16 protein-coding genes are annotated in these 17,822 nt (G+C 68.9%); 8 read left to right on the forward strand and 8 right to left on the reverse strand.

Annotated features, from left to right (window positions below):
* Nucleotides 1-15: 15 nt before the first annotated feature.
* From ACQPYS_RS26215 to mftA, 3 genes are read right to left on the reverse strand one after another with little or no spacing between them, the layout of a single operon-like run.
* Complete coding sequence (locus ACQPYS_RS26215; protein WP_433491110.1) at nucleotides 16-177, reverse strand: hypothetical protein; 162 nt, start codon at nucleotides 175-177, stop codon at nucleotides 16-18.
* Nucleotides 174-1,679: a mycofactocin radical SAM maturase gene (mftC, locus tag ACQPYS_RS26220; RefSeq protein WP_084481767.1), complete on the reverse strand. Its 1,506-nt coding sequence runs from the start codon at nucleotides 1,677-1,679 to the stop codon at nucleotides 174-176. Before mftC ends, ACQPYS_RS26215 begins: the two co-directional genes overlap by 4 nt.
* Before the next feature lie 16 nt (nucleotides 1,680-1,695).
* Entirely contained in the window at nucleotides 1,696-1,773 is a 78-nt protein-coding gene (gene mftA, locus ACQPYS_RS26225) for a mycofactocin precursor MftA (RefSeq protein WP_431941224.1), read from the reverse strand.
* A 348-nt stretch (nucleotides 1,774-2,121) separates the two neighbouring features.
* On the opposite strand from mftA, the gene mftR2 reads away from it, so the two are divergent.
* Both mftR2 and ACQPYS_RS26235 read left to right on the forward strand, forming a co-directional pair.
* Nucleotides 2,122-2,772, forward strand: coding sequence for a mycofactocin system transcriptional regulator MftR2 (gene mftR2 / locus ACQPYS_RS26230; RefSeq protein ID WP_245664806.1), 651 nt, complete (start codon nucleotides 2,122-2,124; stop codon nucleotides 2,770-2,772).
* A gap of 68 nt (nucleotides 2,773-2,840) precedes the next feature.
* Nucleotides 2,841-3,896, forward strand: a complete 1,056-nt coding sequence (locus ACQPYS_RS26235) for a 2Fe-2S iron-sulfur cluster-binding protein (protein ID WP_433491111.1) — start codon at nucleotides 2,841-2,843, stop codon at nucleotides 3,894-3,896.
* A 332-nt stretch (nucleotides 3,897-4,228) separates the two neighbouring features.
* Here ACQPYS_RS26235 and ACQPYS_RS26240 read toward each other — a convergent pair whose 3' ends face one another.
* Nucleotides 4,229-5,494: an FAD-dependent oxidoreductase gene (locus tag ACQPYS_RS26240; RefSeq protein ID WP_433491112.1), complete on the reverse strand. Its 1,266-nt coding sequence runs from the start codon at nucleotides 5,492-5,494 to the stop codon at nucleotides 4,229-4,231.
* Nucleotides 5,495-5,501: 7 nt separating this feature from the next.
* Nucleotides 5,502-6,773, reverse strand: a complete 1,272-nt coding sequence (locus ACQPYS_RS26245; RefSeq protein ID WP_433491113.1) for an MFS transporter — start codon at nucleotides 6,771-6,773, stop codon at nucleotides 5,502-5,504.
* 172 nt (nucleotides 6,774-6,945) lie between these two features.
* Between ACQPYS_RS26245 and ACQPYS_RS26250 the strand changes: the two genes are divergently transcribed.
* Complete coding sequence (locus ACQPYS_RS26250) at nucleotides 6,946-7,827, forward strand: LysR family transcriptional regulator (RefSeq protein WP_433491114.1); 882 nt, start codon at nucleotides 6,946-6,948, stop codon at nucleotides 7,825-7,827.
* A gap of 165 nt (nucleotides 7,828-7,992) precedes the next feature.
* Here ACQPYS_RS26250 and ACQPYS_RS26255 read toward each other — a convergent pair whose 3' ends face one another.
* Both ACQPYS_RS26255 and ACQPYS_RS26260 read right to left on the reverse strand, forming a co-directional pair.
* The gene (locus ACQPYS_RS26255; RefSeq protein ID WP_063041938.1) at nucleotides 7,993-8,751 is read right to left on the reverse strand and encodes a glutamate racemase; all 759 of its coding nucleotides are present in this window, start codon (nucleotides 8,749-8,751) and stop codon (nucleotides 7,993-7,995) included.
* Between the two features lie 9 nt (nucleotides 8,752-8,760).
* Nucleotides 8,761-9,960: an NAD(P)/FAD-dependent oxidoreductase gene (locus tag ACQPYS_RS26260; RefSeq protein ID WP_433491115.1), complete on the reverse strand. Its 1,200-nt coding sequence runs from the start codon at nucleotides 9,958-9,960 to the stop codon at nucleotides 8,761-8,763.
* A 309-nt stretch (nucleotides 9,961-10,269) separates the two neighbouring features.
* On the opposite strand from ACQPYS_RS26260, the gene ACQPYS_RS26265 reads away from it, so the two are divergent.
* Both ACQPYS_RS26265 and ACQPYS_RS26270 read left to right on the forward strand, forming a co-directional pair.
* Nucleotides 10,270-10,626 (forward strand): SPW repeat domain-containing protein, encoded by a 357-nt coding sequence (locus ACQPYS_RS26265; protein WP_063041865.1) that lies wholly within the window; start codon nucleotides 10,270-10,272, stop codon nucleotides 10,624-10,626.
* A 320-nt stretch (nucleotides 10,627-10,946) separates the two neighbouring features.
* Complete coding sequence (locus ACQPYS_RS26270; protein ID WP_433491116.1) at nucleotides 10,947-13,013, forward strand: hypothetical protein; 2,067 nt, start codon at nucleotides 10,947-10,949, stop codon at nucleotides 13,011-13,013.
* Nucleotides 13,014-13,070: 57 nt separating this feature from the next.
* Here ACQPYS_RS26270 and ACQPYS_RS26275 read toward each other — a convergent pair whose 3' ends face one another.
* Nucleotides 13,071-14,087 carry a helix-turn-helix transcriptional regulator gene (locus tag ACQPYS_RS26275; protein ID WP_433491117.1) on the reverse strand — a complete coding sequence of 339 codons (1,017 nt, stop codon included), beginning with the start codon at nucleotides 14,085-14,087 and terminating at the stop codon, nucleotides 13,071-13,073.
* A 90-nt stretch (nucleotides 14,088-14,177) separates the two neighbouring features.
* On the opposite strand from ACQPYS_RS26275, the gene ACQPYS_RS26280 reads away from it, so the two are divergent.
* The 3 genes from ACQPYS_RS26280 to ACQPYS_RS26290 all read left to right on the forward strand — a co-directional run bounded on the left by ACQPYS_RS26280 (nucleotide 14,178) and on the right by ACQPYS_RS26290 (nucleotide 17,705).
* Nucleotides 14,178-15,479 (forward strand): FAD-dependent oxidoreductase, encoded by a 1,302-nt coding sequence (locus tag ACQPYS_RS26280; protein WP_433491118.1) that lies wholly within the window; start codon nucleotides 14,178-14,180, stop codon nucleotides 15,477-15,479.
* Between the two features lie 151 nt (nucleotides 15,480-15,630).
* On the forward strand, nucleotides 15,631-17,151 hold the full coding sequence (locus ACQPYS_RS26285; protein WP_433491119.1) for an FAD-dependent monooxygenase: 1,521 nt from the start codon (nucleotides 15,631-15,633) through the stop codon (nucleotides 17,149-17,151).
* Entirely contained in the window at nucleotides 17,148-17,705 is a 558-nt protein-coding gene (locus tag ACQPYS_RS26290; RefSeq protein WP_063041873.1) for a TetR/AcrR family transcriptional regulator, read from the forward strand. Before ACQPYS_RS26285 ends, ACQPYS_RS26290 begins: the two co-directional genes overlap by 4 nt.
* Nucleotides 17,706-17,822 lie beyond the last annotated feature (117 nt).

A 17,822-nucleotide genomic window follows, 5' to 3' on the forward strand; every position in this document is an offset into this window, starting at 1 on the left:
ATTCGATACAAGACATCAGCAGTCCGGGAAAAAGTGCTTCGAGCCGAAGAAATTCCCGGAATTATCGGGCGTGCGGGCATGAAATAGATCACCGCGGCCGTAGCGCAGGCATGAAAAGCCGCCCGGAGCAATGGTCTGGCTACCGTCGCTCCGGGCGGCTTCCCGGAAGTTGCTCACACGAGCGGACTCTCGTCGCACGCGCGCGCCGGACGCCGCGCCGGCGGCAACAGCGTCAGCGGAACCGGACCCCCGGAACGCGCCCGGCGCGGGGCGGTCTTTCGCGAATGGTCCACCGCCGGACGCGGGATCACCCGTCCGGTGGCGGCCAGCGCCGCTTCCCCGTAGCCCTGCACGCATTCCGGATCCGGACCATCGGCCGGCAGTCCGGTGAAGAACTTCGCCGCCATACACCCGCCCCGGCAGGAGTCGTAGTGCGCGCACGAGGCGCAGGCCCCGCCGCCGCTGGGCTCCCGCAACTCCTCGAACAGCGCCGATTCCCGCCACACCGTGGCGAAACCGCCGTCGGTCACCACATTTCCGGCATGGAATTTCTCGTGGATGGCGAATGGGCAGGCGTAGACGTCGCCCAGCGGGTCGACCAGGCACACCACCCGGCCGGCCCCGCACATGTTCAATCCCGGCAGCGCCTGACCGTAGGCGGAGAGGTGGAAGAACGAATCCCCGGTGAGCACACCCTCGCCGTTGCGGACCAGCCAGTCGTAGAGCGTGCGCTGCTGTTCCGGAAGCGGATGCAGTTCGTCCCAGACGTCCGCACCGCGACCCGACGGCCGGAGCCGGGTGAGCCGCAGGGTGGCGCCGTAGCGGTCCGCGATCTCCTTGAACTGGTCGAGCTGGTCGATATTGTGCCGGGTGGCCACCACGGACAATTTCGCGTCCCGGAAGCCGGCATTCGCGAGATTCTCCAGCGCCCGGATCGCCGTGGCGTAGCTACCCGGCCCGCGGACCGCGTCGTTCACCTCGGCGTCGGCACCGTCCAGCGAAATCTGGACGTCGACATAATCGCTGGCGGCGAGCCGCTGCGCGACCTCCGGAGTGATCCGGACCCCATTCGTGGAGAACTTCACCCCGACCTGATGCGAGGTCGCGTAATCGACCAGTTCCCAGAAATCCGGACGCACGGTGGGTTCACCGCCGCCGATGTTCACATAGAACACCTGCATCCGCTGGAATTCGTCGATCAGCGCCTTGCACTGTTCGGTGCTGAGTTCACCCGGATCACGCCTGCCCGACGACGACAGACAATGCACACACGAGAGATTGCACGCATAGGTGAGTTCCCAGGTGAGGCAAATCGGAGCCGCCAGACCCGATTCGAAACGGTCGACCAGCCGGACCGCCGGATCGGCCGGCCCCACCCCGGTGAAGGGCGCGGGCTCACCGAGCACCGCCGTTTCCGGCGCGCGCTGGATCATCTGCGAATCGGCCAGTTCGGTCAGCGCCCGCAGGTACGGGGCGGCGGCCGCGTCCTCGATCCCGGCAGCCCGGACGGCCGCCCGCGCCGAGGTGTGTCCCGGCAGGGAACGCACGATCTCGACGATCCGCGGATTCTTCAGGAACGACAGCTTGCGGGTTCCGAAGTGGTAGAGCAGCGCACCGAAGGGCTCCGGCCGCAGCGCCACCCGGGGATGCAACTGCCAGCGGTTTTCCAGATCGAGCATGGTTGGCTCCCGCCGGTCAGTAGACGCCGCACATACCGTCGATGGACACCTCTTCGATCAGCGATTCCTCGATTACGGGCGCATTCGCGGCCACGTCGGTGTCGACGGTTGCGATCGGGCCGCGGTGATCGGTTTCGGCCGGTCCGAAGGAACGGTTGTCCGCCATGGCTACCTCCACAGATTGGTGCCTGCGCCGGCTCGCTGCCGTGGTGACCCGCCCGCCGCGGCGCCGCTGGGGAAACCGCCGGTGGGCCCCGGCACAGCGCCGGCGCCGCGGTCGCCGGGTGCGACCACCGTCACACCATAACGTCATCCACTGACAAAATGGAACAGTTTTCGGGTAATGTCCACGCTCACGCCGGAACGCGACCTCTAGACTGCGGGGGCAGAGCAGCTGAACAGAACGTGACGGGCGGATGCCGCTCGACGTGTAGAGGTGGCAATGGGAGTCGTGCGAATGCAGGCGAGCGCGGGCGGGGGCGGTAACGGCAGCACCCTCTCGGAGACCGAGATCGTCGAAGCGGCACTTCGGGTGGTCCGCGCCGACGGGGTGGAGAAGCTGTCCATGCGACGACTATCCCGCGAGCTCGGCGTCTCCCCCATGGCGCCGTACTACTACGTCGCCGACAAGCGCGAACTACTGGACCTGGTGGCCACCGCGGCACTGACCGGGGTGCGCAAGCCGCCGCCCGACTCGGGCCCCTGGCAGGACCGCCTCGTCGATCTGCTCGCCCAGATCGACGAACGGCTGCGCCGGCACCCCGGACTGGGCGATGTGCTCATCGAGCAGATGCTCGGGAAACAGCTCGACCTGATCGCCGGAATCATGGAGATCCTCTACGAGGCCGGGTTCGACGATCGCAATGTACTGGCCGGTTACGCGACCATCCACACCTACCTGTTCGGACGCCGGCGGGTGAATCCGCGCAACCTCGACACCCCGCCCGATGTGGTGATGCCGGAACGAGTGGCCCGCGCAATGGAACACCTGCCCGATCTGCGGGGCAAGTATTCCTACGATTTCGGGGTGGGCGTCCTGGTCTCCGGCCTGGAGAGTCAGCTCGTCCGCCAACAGTCCGCCGGCATAGGCTAAAATTGGAACACGTTCTAGTTTTGCCGTAGGCTCGAAGCCACCGGCAATCAGTGTTTCGAGAGGACGAGATGACCACCGTCGAAGTGCCCCATGGCTCGCGATCCGTCGTATTGCGGGTCGCCCAGGTCATCGCGGAAACCGCCGACGCGAGCTCGCTGGTCTTCGAGGTCCCCGAGCAGGCGCGGGAGAAGTTCGCGTACCGGCCCGGCCAGTTCCTCACCCTGCGTATCCCCAGCGACCGCACCGGATCGGTGGCGCGCTGCTATTCGCTGGCGAGTTCGCCCTTCACCGACGATCTACCCAAGGTCACGGTGAAGCGCACCAGCGACGGGTACGGCTCCAACTGGCTCTGCGACAACATCAAGCCGGGTGACCAGCTCGAGGTGCTGCCACCCGCCGGGGTGTTCACCCCGAAAGATCTCGATGAGGACCTACTGCTCTGCGCGGCCGGCAGCGGTATCACCCCGGTGATGTCCATCCTCAAATCCGCGCTGGCGCGAGGCAGCGGCAAGATCGTGCTGTTCTACGCCAACCGCGACGCCGAATCGGTGATCTTCGCGACCGAACTGCGCGAACTGGCCGAGAAGAACCCGCAGCGGCTGGTGGTGGTGCACTGGCTGGAGGCGCTCCAGGGCCTGCCGACCGTGACGGCGCTGTCCGAAGTACTGCGGCCCTACACCGAGTACGCCGCCTTCATGTGCGGTCCGCGGCCCTTCATGGACGGGGTGCACGACGCCCTCACCCAGCTCGGGGTACCGCGCAACCGCACCCACGCCGAGATCTTCAACTCGCTCGCCGGTGACCCGTTCGCCGATACCGCCCCGGCCGAGATCTCCGAGGCGGACGCCGCGGACGCGGCGACCGTGGAGGTCGAACTGGACGGGGAGACGCACAACCTGAGCTGGCCGCGGAAACAGACCCTGGTCGACATCATGCTGGACAAGGGCCTCGATGTGCCCTACTCCTGCCAGGAGGGCGAATGCGGGTCCTGCGCCTGCACGGTGCTCGAGGGCAAGGTCGAGATGGAGAACGCCGAGATCCTCGATCCCGAGGACATCGAGAACGGCTACATCCTGGGTTGCCAGGCCCGGCCGGTCACCGACCACCTGCGAATCCAGTTCTGATCGCCCGGCCTGCGTCCTGGGTCGCCTGTATCCGGTATCCGGCGGTACGGCCTACCGGATAAGGGTGAGCCGGAGGTGCGTGCCCATCTCGTTGCCGACGATGCGGTCCGTACGTCGTTGCACTTGGCCGTCATCTGGTTCCTGAGAGACAACCGGGCGATCGTGCGCCGAGCCGGTCGCCCAGGGCCGAACGGGATGCCGATCGAGGGACGTACGGCGGCGGGGCGCCACGGTCATCCGGGAACTCCCGGATGACCGGGAGCCCGCGAACCCCTCGATACGATCCGCCGGACGATCGTTGCCCGCGGGCTCCCGGTCGCGTTTCCCACCGGTTAGACGGGCACGGGCTCGGGTAGCCGGGCTCCCTGACGCTGAAGTTCCTCGCGCACGCTCGCGGTGGTGACCTCGCCGTTCCGGACCTGCTGCGCCGCCGCGACCCCGGCCGCGTGCCCGGTGGCGAAGGCGGTGCCCATCACGCGCAGCGATGCGCCGGCCTGCCGGTCGCCATCGAGAGTTCGCCCGGCGGCGTAGAGATTGTCCGTGCCGACACTGCGCAGGCAGCCGAGGGGAATCGGGTAGAAACCGGGATCGCCGATGAATTTCCAGGTGGACGGGATGCCTGGGCCCGGATGGTACTCCATCGGCCAGGCCCCGATCGCGACCGCGCTCTCGGTGGTGTCCGGGTGGACGATATCCGCCTCACGCAGCCGCTGCCGGGTGACGATATGGCGGGATTCCCGGGTACCGAGTTCGGGACCGGTGGTGACGATATACGCGTGTTCGGCGCCGGGGATCGTCCGCACCACCGGCAGATACGCCTGGGCCTGGCGGCGGGCGCTGATCTCGGCGCGGGTGGTGTCGGCGGCGGACCGGGCGTCGTAACCCTCGTCCACCAGGTACATGATGACGTCGCCGGAGACCGGCATCCGGGCGACCAATCCGGACTCGGCGAGCAGGCCGTCCACACCGGCGGCTTTGGCATTGCGGACCGCCGCGCCGACGGTATCCACCGTGACCTCGGCATCCGGTTCGATACCACCGAACCGGACGCCGAGGCTGCCGTTCTGGACCCAGCCGTCGGTGCCATAACGCACCTCGGCCCCCGCGTGGTGCGCGAGATCGGCGTCCCCGGTGGCATCGACGAAGGCGTCGGCGGTGAACCGGTGCACGCCCTCGTGGTCGGCGACCTCCACGGCGGTGATGCTGTCGCCCTCGGTGTGGGCGCCGATCAACAGACTGTGCAGGCGGACATCGACCTGGGCCTCCCGGCACAGCTCGTCCAGTACGACCTTCACGTTCTCCGGGTCGAAGACCACGGTGACCGCGTTGAACCGGCGGGGCTCGCCGACCGCGCCGCGCGCCTTCAGCCGCGATATCACCTCGTCGGCGATACCGAAGACGACCTGCCGCAGGTCGTCGCGGGTGTAGAGACCGCAGTAGGTGACAACATTGCGCAGCGTCGCGGCGCCACCCAGGCACGGCCCGCGTTCGATCAACAGGGCGCGGGCACCGGACCGGGCAGCGCCCACCGCCGCGGCGATACCGGCCGATCCACCGCCCGCGACAATGACGTCGTAGTGGGTATTGCTCGGGGTCATACGGGGATCAGACCTTTCCATTGGTGGCGAGGATCAGCGCATTGCCGTCGCCGGGCGCGGCGGTACCGGACGCGGATTCGCGCTTGTCGGCGTCGCGGATGAAGTACATGGGAAGGATCGCCAGGCAGGGCCCGGCGGCGAGGACCAGGAAGACCAGCTGGAACGAGCCACTCGCGGCGAAGACCAGGCCCACCACGGCGGGCACGATGGTGCTGCCGAGCTGCCAGAAGGCATTCACGCCGCCGGTCGCCGTCCCGGCGAGTTCGGCACCGGACAGGGTCGGGATCATCGCCATCATGACCGGGCTGTAGATGTAGGCGGTGATGCCGAGGAACGGCGCGATCCACAGAAACTGGGTGGCGGTGGTCGCGAAACTGAAGACGATCAGGCAGGCCACGAAGGCAGCCAGGATGGCGATCGTAAGCCGTCGGCGACTCAACCCGAGCGCATCGCCGAGCAGCCCGATCAGTGGTTTGGAGAACACCGCCACCGCGCCGAAGATCACCACCACGGTGCCGGCCCGCACCGGATCGATACCGACGCCCTTGACCATCAGCAGGTTCGACCAGGTGATGAACCCGTAGGTGCCCCACAGCGCGCCGAATCCGGCGAGCGCGATCAGCAACAGGCCGCGATTGCGCACCAGCGGCCGCAGATTCGGGCGGCCACCGGTTTCGGTCCGGGCCTCCACCAGCGGGCCGGGGCGCAGCAGGATCAGGCACAGGACACCGACCACGATCGACGTGAGACCGAACAGGTGATACGACGTGCGCCAGCTGTGCGATTCGATCAACCGGGGTACGACCGCGTTCGCGATCACCAGTCCGAGCGAGGTCGCGGTCATGAAGACACCCATCGCGAAGCCGCGCCGCTGCGGGGTGAACCAGCTGGTGAGCAGTTTGACGCCGCCACCCACCTCGGCGCCCGCGCACAATCCGATACACGCCTGGAAGAGCAGGCCCAGCGCATGGCTGTCGACCTCGCCGAAGGCGAGCATGAACCCGCCGGAGAGCAGGATGCTCACCCCGACGGTCATCCGCGCACCGAGCCAGTCGGCGACGAAACCGCCGATGGCATTGGAGATCACGTAGCCGATGTAGTAGGTGGTGGCGAAGACACCGAGGCCGGCGACGGCCACCCCGAGGTCCTCGCCCACCGAGCCCGCCGCCGGGCCCCAGGTGGCCCGGTCGACCGAGGTCATCGTGAAGGCGGCCCAGCAGAGGGTCAACACCACCCAGCGATATCGGGTGTCGGGTGTTGCGGGGGATATCGCGGTCACCGGAGGTCCTTTCGAGTGAAGCTGGGGCGCCGGCGCCCGCACACTACGTGGCGGCTGTGGCACCCACCACAATGCAACCGTGCGGACGGCTCATGATCCAATGCCACTTGGATGACCCGGGTATGTCCTGAAGTTATGGCATACCGATCGGTATGCGAAACAGGGAGCAACGATGGAGCTACGACAGCTACGGTATTTCGTCGAAGTATTCGATCGCGGCTCGCTGTCGGCGGCGGCGAAGGCGCTACTGATTTCCCAACCGGCCCTCACCCGCCAGGTCCAGCAGCTGGAACGCGAATGCGGCGTGCCCCTCTTCGAGCGGGTACCTGCCGGTATCGTGCCCACTCCCGCCGGGACCGCCCTTTATCAGCATGTCCTCACCCTGCTCCGCTACGCCGACACCGCGAAGGACGCCGCCCGGGAGGCCGGTCCGGTCCGCGAGATCGTGCAGATCGGCCTCGCCCCCGGCCTACCGCCCACCTGGCTCGGGCAAATCATCGACACCGTGCGGGTGGCCGTGCCCCAGGCATACCTTTCGCTCACCGACGCGACCAGCACCGCCCAACTCCAGCAGCTGCGGGCCGGACGACTCGATATAGCATTCGTGCATGAACCGCCCGCGGGGGATCTCGTCCGGCACCGGGTCCTCGAGGAGCCGTTCGGATTCGTCGTGGATCCGCGACTGGACGGCGAGTTCAGCGGCGATATCTGCCCGCTGAGCGCCCTCCACGGCATGGACGTGCTCGCGCACGCCCGTGACCAGGTGCCCATCGGCCACGACCGGCTGGTATCGGCGGCCCATGAAGCCGGTGTCAGGCCGCGGTGGCACTTCGCCAACTACACCGAGAACGCGCGGGCCTGTCTGCATGCCACGGGAGCCGGCGGAGCGATCCTGAGCCGCACCACCGCGGACCGCCTGCTGCCCGGATGGGTCTGGCGGCGACTGGTCGACCCGCCGATCACCATGCAGACCTGGATCGTGCGCCAGCCGGTGGTCCGGGGCACCGTCGCCGCGGTCGCCGACACGATCGCACGCTCCTTCGGCATCGACTGAGACGGGGCCGGAGCAGCCGCGCCCCTCCCCGCCTCCGGCTCGGCGCCATCCGGCTGCGACCGCGCCGTCGTGAGCGGGCGGAATCGACCGATGCCGACACCGCGCAGCGTCCCGAGCCCAGCGTCGAAGAGCAGCCGGTCGCGCACTCGGGAAGGCGAGGCCGTATTACCCGGCCCCCAGGATCCGCCCGGATTCGTATGCGGCCGCGCCGGGCGGCAGCACGCCGGGACGGCCACTCAGATACACCTGTACGGTCCCTTCGCCGGTCGCCGAGCCGGCCAGCGCCTCCATCCGCCGCACCGTCTGCGCGGCGACGGCCTGCGCGCTGTCGAACAGCCGGACGCCGTCGGGCAGCGCGGCCAGGATGCTGTCCACGATCAGCGGGTAGTGGGTGCAACCCAGCACCACACCCTCGACATCGGCGGGTGTCCGGGCCGCGGCGTCCGCCACCGCCGCACGCACCGCGGCCATATCACCGCGATCCACTGCTTCGGCGAGTCCGTGGCAGGCCACCCCGGTCACCTTCGCCTCGCCGCCGAACCGCGCTATCAGATCCGCCTGGTAGGGGCTGGCCGTAGTGGCCGCGGTCGCCCATACGGCCACCGACCGGCAGGCCGCCGCGGCCGGTTTGATCGCCGGCACCGTACCCACCACAGGGATCGCGGCGCCCAGATCGGCACGGACGTGTTCGAGTGCGGTCACGCTGGCGGTGTTACACGGCAGCACGACCACCTCGGCACCCAGGTCACGCGCGCTACGCCCGGCCGCCACCACCCGGTCGATCACCCAGTCCTGTGGCTTGGGGCCCCACGGCGCCCCTTCGGGGTCCAGTTGCAACAGCAGATCCACGTCGGGACGCAGCTTGCGCAGCCACGCCGCGGTGGGCAGCAACCCGAAACCCGAATCGATGAGCGCGACGATCACCCCCACAGGTTATTGAGTCGCGCCGAGCAATTCCTCCACCGGGGCGGCCGCGGCGATCTTGGCGCGCATCTTCATCACCTGCCCGGTCATCCCCGCCCCCACGACTCCGGACAGCCGGCCCTCGCGGAAGTAGTAGGCGAGGAATTTGCGCCCGTCGTCGGCGAGGATGTGGATATCGTCGGTCGCGCGCGGCGTGCCGAGCGCCTGCAACTTCAGGTCGTACTGATCACTCCAGAAGTACGGGACCTGCGGGGTACTCGGCGCCGCGACCCCCAGCAGGGCGCAGGTCAGCAGTTTGGCCTGTTCACCGGCATTGGTCCAGTGCTCGATCCGGCGATGTTCACCCGTAGGGGTCCGCCACGCCGCCACATCGCCCACCGCCCAGACGCCGGGCGCACTGGTCCGCCCGGACTCGTCGGCGAACACTCCGCCACCGGCGGTCGGTTCGGCCAGTTCGATACCGGATCCGGCCAGCCAGTCGGTCACCGGACGCGAGCCGATACCCGACACCACCAGGTCCGCGGTCACCTCGGACCCATCCGCCAGCCGCGCACCGCGCACCCGGCTTGCCGGACCGGCCAGCAATTCGGCCACCCCGACCCCGCAGCGCAGATCGACGCCTTCGGCCCGGTGCAACCGGGCCACCAGTTCACCGAGCGCCACGCCGAGCACCCCGGCCAGCGGAGCGGGCTGAGGTTCCACCAGCGCCACGGGCACCTTCTGCGCGCGCAGGCTCGCGGCCAGTTCACAGCCGATGAAACCGGCGCCGATCACCAGGGCCTCGGTGGTATCGCGCAGCCCCTCCCGGATCGCCACCGCGTCGTCGTGACTGCGCAGGACGTGGACCCCGGCCACCTCGTCCGCGCCGGGCAGCAGCCGGGGCCGCAGTCCCGTCGCGACGATCAGATGCTCGTAGGTGACCGTGGAACCGTCGGCCAGCCGCACCTGTTTGGCCTCGGTGTCCACGCCGGTCGCGGCCGTACCCAGACGCAGCTCGATCTTCTTCTCGTCGTAGAACTCGTCCGGACGCAACGGCGTCGCGGTGGTCTCGCCGCGGACGAACTGCTTGGACAGCGGCGGACGGTCGTAGGGTGCGCGCGGCTCGTCCCCCAGCAGTACCAGCTCGCCCTCGTACCCCGCACGGCGCAACTCCTCGGCGGTGCGCAACCCGGCCAGGCCGGCACCGGCGATCACGATCGGTGCGGACATACCGAACTCCCTCCCCGCGGCAGGGCGCCGCGCCTGGAACAGGTTACAGAAAATCGTGTAGCCCACCCTAACAAGCACAGCTCGGCGAAGCCCATCCCCCGATCCGCGCGGCCGCGGCGAAACGGAGGTACCCGAAGAGCGCACGCGGCGGGTACAGGACCCGCCGGGCTCCGCGGCGGAAGCGCGTCCGCTGCGCATCGTTTCGCCGCGCAATCGTGTCCATCGCGATATCGACCGGTCGCGGCCGGACACGCTATACCGAGGTCAGGCCCTTTCTACGGACCTGTTTTCCAGTCTCAGGAGGCCATTATGTTCACAGAAAGCCGGACTCAGGATTTCCTGGCCGTGGTGCTCGGTGTCTTCACCGCCCTCTCTCCGATCTGGGTGGCGACCAACAATCGGGCAGTGTGGACGATGATCGTGCTCGGAGCGCTCATCGCACTCACCGGACTCGCCCAGATGTACCGGCCCGCGATGGCAGCGGCCGACTACGGAATGGCACTGTTCGGCGCACTGCTGTTCATCGCACCGTGGGCCATGAACTACACCAGCTACAACGGGGCATCGTGGACGTCGTGGGTCGTCGGAATCGTCACCGTCGTACTCGCCGTGGCAGCGCTGCCGGCGGTGGCGGGCCGGATGCACGGGGCCGCGACGCACCACTGATCCGCAACCGTCCCGACGAGCTACCCGCCGGCCGAGCCCGGCGGGCAGACTCATTTGCGCCATCGACACCAGCGGGAAAATTTCGAGGGGGCCGACAGACCCGGCGAGGAGCGGGCGTCCGGTGCACCGTTCCCGGCCGGTTTCCGCACATCCCGCCGTCCGGGCACGTCAGAGCCGCGTATCCGGAAATCCCGGACGCGGCGCCGTGCGCCGGCCACTCTCGGAGGCGATGTAATACTGATCACCGCGGGCGGGTCACGCACCATTCATGGGCTTCGCACACTAGAACGAAATCCACCCCGGCGGGTAAGAATGGGCCCATGGATGCCGAAAATGCCAGCCTCGGAGACGAACGTCGCGGCCGCCAGGAGGACTACGGCCACGCGCAACAGAACTCCGAGTCGAGGGGCTTCGCCGGCTTCGGATCGAACGAATTCGATTCGGCGAATGGAACGAACGGCGCCACGAACCGATCCGATTCCGTACCGGATCACGGTTACACGTGGACCCCCGCACCACCGTCCACTCCCACCCAGAACCAGCACAGCACCGGCGGATCGGCGGCACTGGACCCGTTCGCCGCCTGGAACACCCCCGGAGTCGCCGGTGATATCGCCGCGGTCGGCGTCATGACATCCGGTAACCAGGAACCGGATTCCCGCTTCAGTACCTCGCCGACGGACCCGTCCCAGTTCCCCGCACCTCCCGATGATCCCAACGGTCCGGATACCGCCGCGTTGTCCACCCGCCACGGCGCCGGGCCGATGAGCGATCCCGGGCAGACCGATCCCGGGGCGCTGCCGCGCGTATCGCAGCCGGGCCCCGGTCAGGTCGGCGAACACTCGGCCGCACTCGCCTCCTCGGCACGTATCCCCGCGCCCACATCGCCGTACACGGCCGAGTCGGCGCTGTCCGCCGATCCCGCAGCCGGTCGGCCCGGTGCCGATTCGTTCTCCGTCCCGACCACGCAATTATCCACGTCCGGTTCGCTGGCGGACGCCTATCCGCTGCCGCCGGAGACACCGCAGCGGCCCGGCACCTACGGCGAGGCGGATACCGGGTCGCTGCCGAGCTGGCTCAGCTCCATCGGGGACGAACCGGTACCGCACCCGCTGGAAACCGGCGGGCGGCGCCGCAAACTCGATCTCACCGAATCCGGTGCACCGGCGGATGCTTTCAACCCGTTCGAGGACCAGCATGTGCCCGGACACGAGGAGAGCCCCGCGGCCGCGGTCACCGATACGCATGCGCTGTCCGGGGCGCCGAGCGAGGAGCGCGGGCCCGCACTCGACCACGAGCCCGCCGCACGGCCGGAACTGCCGTCACGCGGGCTGCCCACCCGTGGCCACACCGCACCCGGCCCGGGCGCCGAGGAGGAATCCGCCGCGCCCGCACTGCCGGCCCGGCGCCTGCCGCGGTCCGCGGCCCGGCACGCCCCCGCCGAGGAGACGAACACGGTGGCTCCCGCCGCACAGGAGGCGCCTCCGGCGAACTCCGTGGGCCTGCCGGAGCCGGCACCGGCCGCCGCCGCGGACAGCGAACTGCCGGCGCCGCGCCGGCTGCCGCGGTCCGCGGCCCGGCACAACACCGACGACGAGCCAACCGGTACCCGCGATGACCAGCAACCCGCGCTGCGGCTCGCGGCGCAGCCCGAAGAGGCGGCCCTGACCGGCGAGACCGGCGCGCATACCGCTCCGCCGCGGCTGTCCCCACCGGACGGCACCCCGATCCTCGACCGGCTGCTGGATTCCGAACCCGCGCACGGTATCGACTCCGACGACGAATCCGGCGCGCCGGTGGCCGAATTGCTCACCCGGATCCTGGAGTCCGAGGATTCCCGGCCCGCCGGATCCGACGAACCGGCCGAGGAGGCGCCGGAAGTCCCCGCCACGGCCGTATCGCCCCTGACCCTCGTACCCGACGCCGCGGGTGAGGCCCCGGACTCGGGTGAGGGCGCCGATTCCCGGCCGCCGCTGGAAACGCGCCGCTCCCGGCGGGCACGTGAGGCGGCCGAGGCCGAGGCCGCCGGTTCCGCGGTCCCCGACCACGCTGAGGCGGCACTGCCGGGCCCCGCTCCGGAACCGGTATCGGCCCTGCCGGGAGCCCGGCGCCCGGCGCCCGTGGAGGACACCACCTCCCGGCACAGCCGCAGCGAGGAAGGCGCCGATATAGATATCCACCTCATCATGCGGTTGCTGACCGCGAGCGATGATCTCGAAGTACTGGCGGGACAGGCGGAGACCGGCGAGGTGTCGGCCGCGGAGGTGGCCCGCGCGGCCCGCGAGGCCCGGGCCGCGGTCCTCTCCGCGGTCACCGCCTGGTACGGCGGCCCGGCCCAGATGGTGAAGTTCGCCAACGCCCTGCTCCAGGCCGCCCGCGAAACCTGATCCGGAGTTACCACGTCCCGGCGACGGTGCGCGCCGGGTTTTCCGGCGTACCCGCGATCACGGGTGCGTCGCCGGTTCGGCATCACCGACCACGGCCTGCCACCGTCGCACCAGCCGGCGGCAGGCGGCCACCAGTTCCGGGGGCTCGACATCGGCCAGGTCGGTATCGAATGTGGCGAGCAGACCCGCGACACCAGCCCAGGACCAGGCACCGAGGGTGAGCCGGCAATGATCGGAATCCAGGTGCTCGACAACCGATCCGCCGGGTGCCCAGCGCGCCACCGTCTTCGCCGGCAGATTCAGCCGCGCGCTTCCGACGCATTCCCACGTGGCGGGAGTGTCCCCGCGATCGTGGGTGCTCATCACCAGAGCGGCGATATCACCGCCGGGCAGCTCGCGCGGAGTGAACCGGATACCCGTGGGCGGGTGGAGGTAGAGGCGGTCCAATCGGTGCACGCGCCAGGCGGCATCGGCGTGGTCGTAGCCGACGAGGTACCACCGGCCCGCCCAGACCACCAGGTGATGGGGTTCGAAGCGCCGGGCCGGGGCGAACTCGGCGGTACCGGGGTCGGGGCGGGCGCCGTCGGGCCCGAGGATTTCGATGATGAGCACCTCGTGACGGCGCACGGCACCGCCCGCGGCCGGCAACGAGGCCGCATCGATGGGGTGGGCCGGAAACTCCCAGTAGTTCTGCAAACTCGTCAGCCGCAACGCTGCCACGGCCCCTCGTAGCCTGACCGGCATGACCTGTTCCAGGGACTCCAGCGCCCGCTCGGCGTCGTCGGCGAGGCCGGACACCGTGGTCGGCGCGGTCTGTAGCGCTATCGCGACCGCGAGTGCTTGCTCCTCGTCGAATTGCAGCGGCGGCAGTGTGTGGCCCGCCCCGAGCCGATAGCCCCCGGCCGGCCCGCGCAGCGTGACGACCGGATAGTCGAGCGAACGCAGTGTTTCGATATCCCGCCGGATGGTGCGCTCGCTGACCCCCAGCCGGGCGGCGAGCGCGCCGAGCGACCAGCTCCGTCGAGTGGCGAGCAGCGACAGTAGGCGCAGTGCGCGCCGGGAGGTATCGGCCACCGTACCAAAGTAGTGGACATTCGACGGCCACTACCGATGGCAGTGTCGGTCCGGCAATCATCCGACAACAGCTCGAGGGGCCGAAGTACAGTGCATATCATCATCGTCGGAGGCGGAATCGGCGGTCTGGCGCTGGCCGCCGGACTACGCCGGCACGGATTCGAGGTATCGGTTTTCGAGCGCGACCGCGATGTCGCGGAGACCGCGGGTTACCACATCACACTCGACGGCCGCGCACAGGCGGCGCTCCGGGAACTCGTCGCACCGGAGATCCTCGAACGGCTCTTGCGATCGGCGTCGGCGTTGCGGCTGCGCGACCGGGACGCGCTCTGGGACCGGCGCGGGCATCTGCTGGCATTTGGGCCGCGGCTCGAGGACAACCCCGGCGTGGATATCGACCGCATCACCCTGCGGACCGTGCTCGCCGACGCGGTCGGACCCGACCTGCATCCGGGTTGGACGGTCACCGGGATCGCCCGCGCCGCGGACGGCGCACCGTCGGCGGTATTCGCAGACGGGGCCGCGCACCAAGGCGATCTCCTGGTAGGCGCGGACGGTGCCCACTCGATGGTCGCCCGATATCTGGCAGGCGGCCCCACCAACGAACCCACCGGGATAATCGGATTCTCCGGGCGGACCGGCGCCGAACACCTCGGTGCGGCCGAGCGGCACCGCCTCGGAGCGCGTTCGGGTATGGCGATCGGCCCGCACGCCACGGCGCTGTACATCGGTTTCCTCGACCCGGTGGGCAATGCCCTGCTCGACGCGCCCGCGGGCCGAGAGGCGATCACGACCGGACCGACCTATATCTGGGGCGCGATGTTCCCCGAGTCCGCCGCGACCGATGCGATGCGCACGCTCCGCGGCACGGCATTGCGGTCCGCGCTTCTCACTGCTTTCGGCCGCCGCGGCTGGAGTCGGCACACCCTCGAGGTAATCGAACGAGCCAAGCCGGGCAGTATCGCCGCCTTCCGCTTCAACGCCGCATCGACCCGGGCCCAGGACCTGGCCCCATGGGCCGCCGGGTCTGTCACAGCGCTCGGCGATGCCGTCCACGCCACCCCGCCCACCGCGGGTATGGGGGCCGGAGCCGCCATTCGCGATGCCGCGAGTCTGGTCGCGAACCTGCGCGCGGTCGCGTCCGGCACAACCACGCTGCCGGTGGCGGTGAGCAGTTTCGAGGCGGAGATGCGGATACGAGGAAGCGAGACCCTGATCGCGGCCATGCGGACCGTCCGCTGGATGCGAGCCACCGATACCCGGCTCGGCGCGGCTGTCACCGCGACGGCGACGCCGGTGCTGGCCGCGGCCCATCGGCTAGGGCGCAGACACCGAGCCGACCGTCCGGCGGCAGAAGCCCGGACAGGGGACAGGGTCCGGCGACACGGGTGATCCATCGAGTCGGGCCTGCTCACCCACCGGCCCGACTCGAGGATTTACCGGCGCCCTACGATTCTGTCCACCCACACCCACCCTGATGTACCATTTGGTACATGTCGATGTATTCCACTGTGGTCGACAGTTGTATCCGTGGGAGTGTGCAATGAGCGTTCTCGTGGTCGGGGCAGGCCCGACCGGTATGGTGACCGGTCTCGTGCTGGCTGCAAACGGCATCCGGTGTCGTGTACTGGAACGGCGCACCGGCCCGAGCGACGGCTCCCGGGCACTCGGGTTGCAGGCCCGGTCGATGGAGCTACTCGCCGGCCTGGGCCTCGCCGACGAGATCGAACGTGTTGCCTATCGCCTCAGCGGAGCATCCATCATGCGGGGCGACGCGGAACTGTCCCGGTTGGTGTGGGTACCCCCGCGGAGCCCTTACCCCTATACCTATGTTCTCCCGCAACCCGGGCTCGAAAGCATACTCCGCGAGGCACTGCGCGCGGCCGGCGTGGAGATCGAGTACGGCGCGGATGTGCAGTACCTCGACCACGACGACGAGCGGGTAGGCGTGCGCCTCGATGATGGACGTCTTCTCGAGTGCGAGTGGCTGGTAGGCGCCGACGGGGCTCGCAGCACGATACGCGAGGCGCTCGGCATCTCGTTCACCGGCGGCGCAACCGGTGAAACCTACTATCTCGGCGATATCCGCCTGGAATCGAAGATGTCCTTTCAGGACAGTGCCATGTGGCTCGGACCGGCCGGTCCGCTCATGCTGATGCGTCTGCCCGGTGGCGACAGGCTCTGGCGGGTATTCGCCGATATGAGTGATCAAGCCCGTCGAGCGGAACTGCGTGAGCCCGGCATCACCGAGTTGCAACGTCTCGTCGACGAACGTGGTACCGGAGGTACGCGGATCACCGAGGTCGAGTGGACATCGATCTTCCGTACCCGGGTGTGCCTGGCCGATGAGTACCGGCGAAATCGTGTTTTCCTGGCAGGCGATGCCGCCCACGTCTTCCCCCCATTCGGCGGGCAGGGGATGAATCTGGGTATCCAGGATGCGGTCGATCTGGCATGGCGGCTGGCGCAGGTGGAATCGGGCGCATCCCCGAATCTGCTGGACGACTACGAAACCGAGCGTCGGCCGGTAGCCGTATCCACCATTCGCGACGTCGAGAGGCGCCGGCGGATGTACGCTCTGCGCAATCCTGTTGTTCGTTCCCTGCGTGACGCGGCACTCCGGCTCGGGGCAGGGTTTCCGGGGGCTGCCCGGCAGGCGAGTCTGCAGAACTCGCAACTGACGGTGCGATACGGCGACCGGTCACGGTGGCCGTTCACACCCCGCCCGGCCATCGGTGATCGCGCGCCCGACGCCGTCCTCGCAGACGGAACGGTGCACGACCGTCTGGCCGTTACGCATTTCACGCTGCTGCACTTCCGCTCCGGGAACCGAATCGAGGAGTCCGGTGAACTCCCGGAAGCCGCCGGCGCGACCGAACGGATGATCGTGGTACCAATCGATGACGAAACAGATCCGCGGAGCGAGGCACGAAAACGGTATTCGATGCGCGGCGGGGGGTTCGTCCTGGTCCGCCCGGACGGCCACGTGGCATATCGCGGTAACGAATTCACCGAAGTCCACCGCGCCCTCGCGCGATTCACCGGCAGCGACCGAGTGATATGAGCAGCGCACGAGAAGCCCTCCTGGACCGCGCCGTCGCCTGGTTCACCGAACACGGCGTGGGTGATACGAGCATGCGGACGATCGCCGACGGTATCGGTACCAGCCACCGAATGCTGAACTATCATTTCGGTTCTCGCGAGGGGCTGCTGACGGCGGTGGTCACCGCAACGTGGGGACAGCAGTACCGCGCGCTGGCGGACCTGCTCGAATCCCCCATAGATCCCTACACCGCCGCTTACGCCCTCTGGGATCGAATGGCCGATCAAGCGGCGCAGTTGGGGCCGTTGTTCTTCGAGGTCGCCGCAGCGGCGATGCAGGACAAGCCATGGGCCGCGCCACTCGGGCAATGGATCATGGAATGGAAGACCACCCTCGCGATACTGTTCACCCGGATCGGCCGCGATCCGGAACAGGCGGCCCTGTCGGCACAGATGACCCTCGCAATGGCGCGTGGGCTGCTGTTCGAGCTCGCGCTCACCGACGGGAACGACCGGGCCGCGGCGGATACCGCGATCCGCAGTTTCCTCGAGTCGATCCGCACGCCGAATGGGTGAATCCGGCAGCGGAAGATCCGCTCATACCTCGGGTCAGCGCAAGCCTGCCTCGCTGTGGTCCGGTCACAGTTCGGCCGATATCGGGCTACTGTTCGGCCCCGCGCCCTGAGCCGGGCG

Source organism: Nocardia grenadensis (genome assembly GCF_050942415.1).
Classification (GTDB): Bacteria; Actinomycetota; Actinomycetes; order Mycobacteriales; family Mycobacteriaceae; genus Nocardia; species Nocardia grenadensis.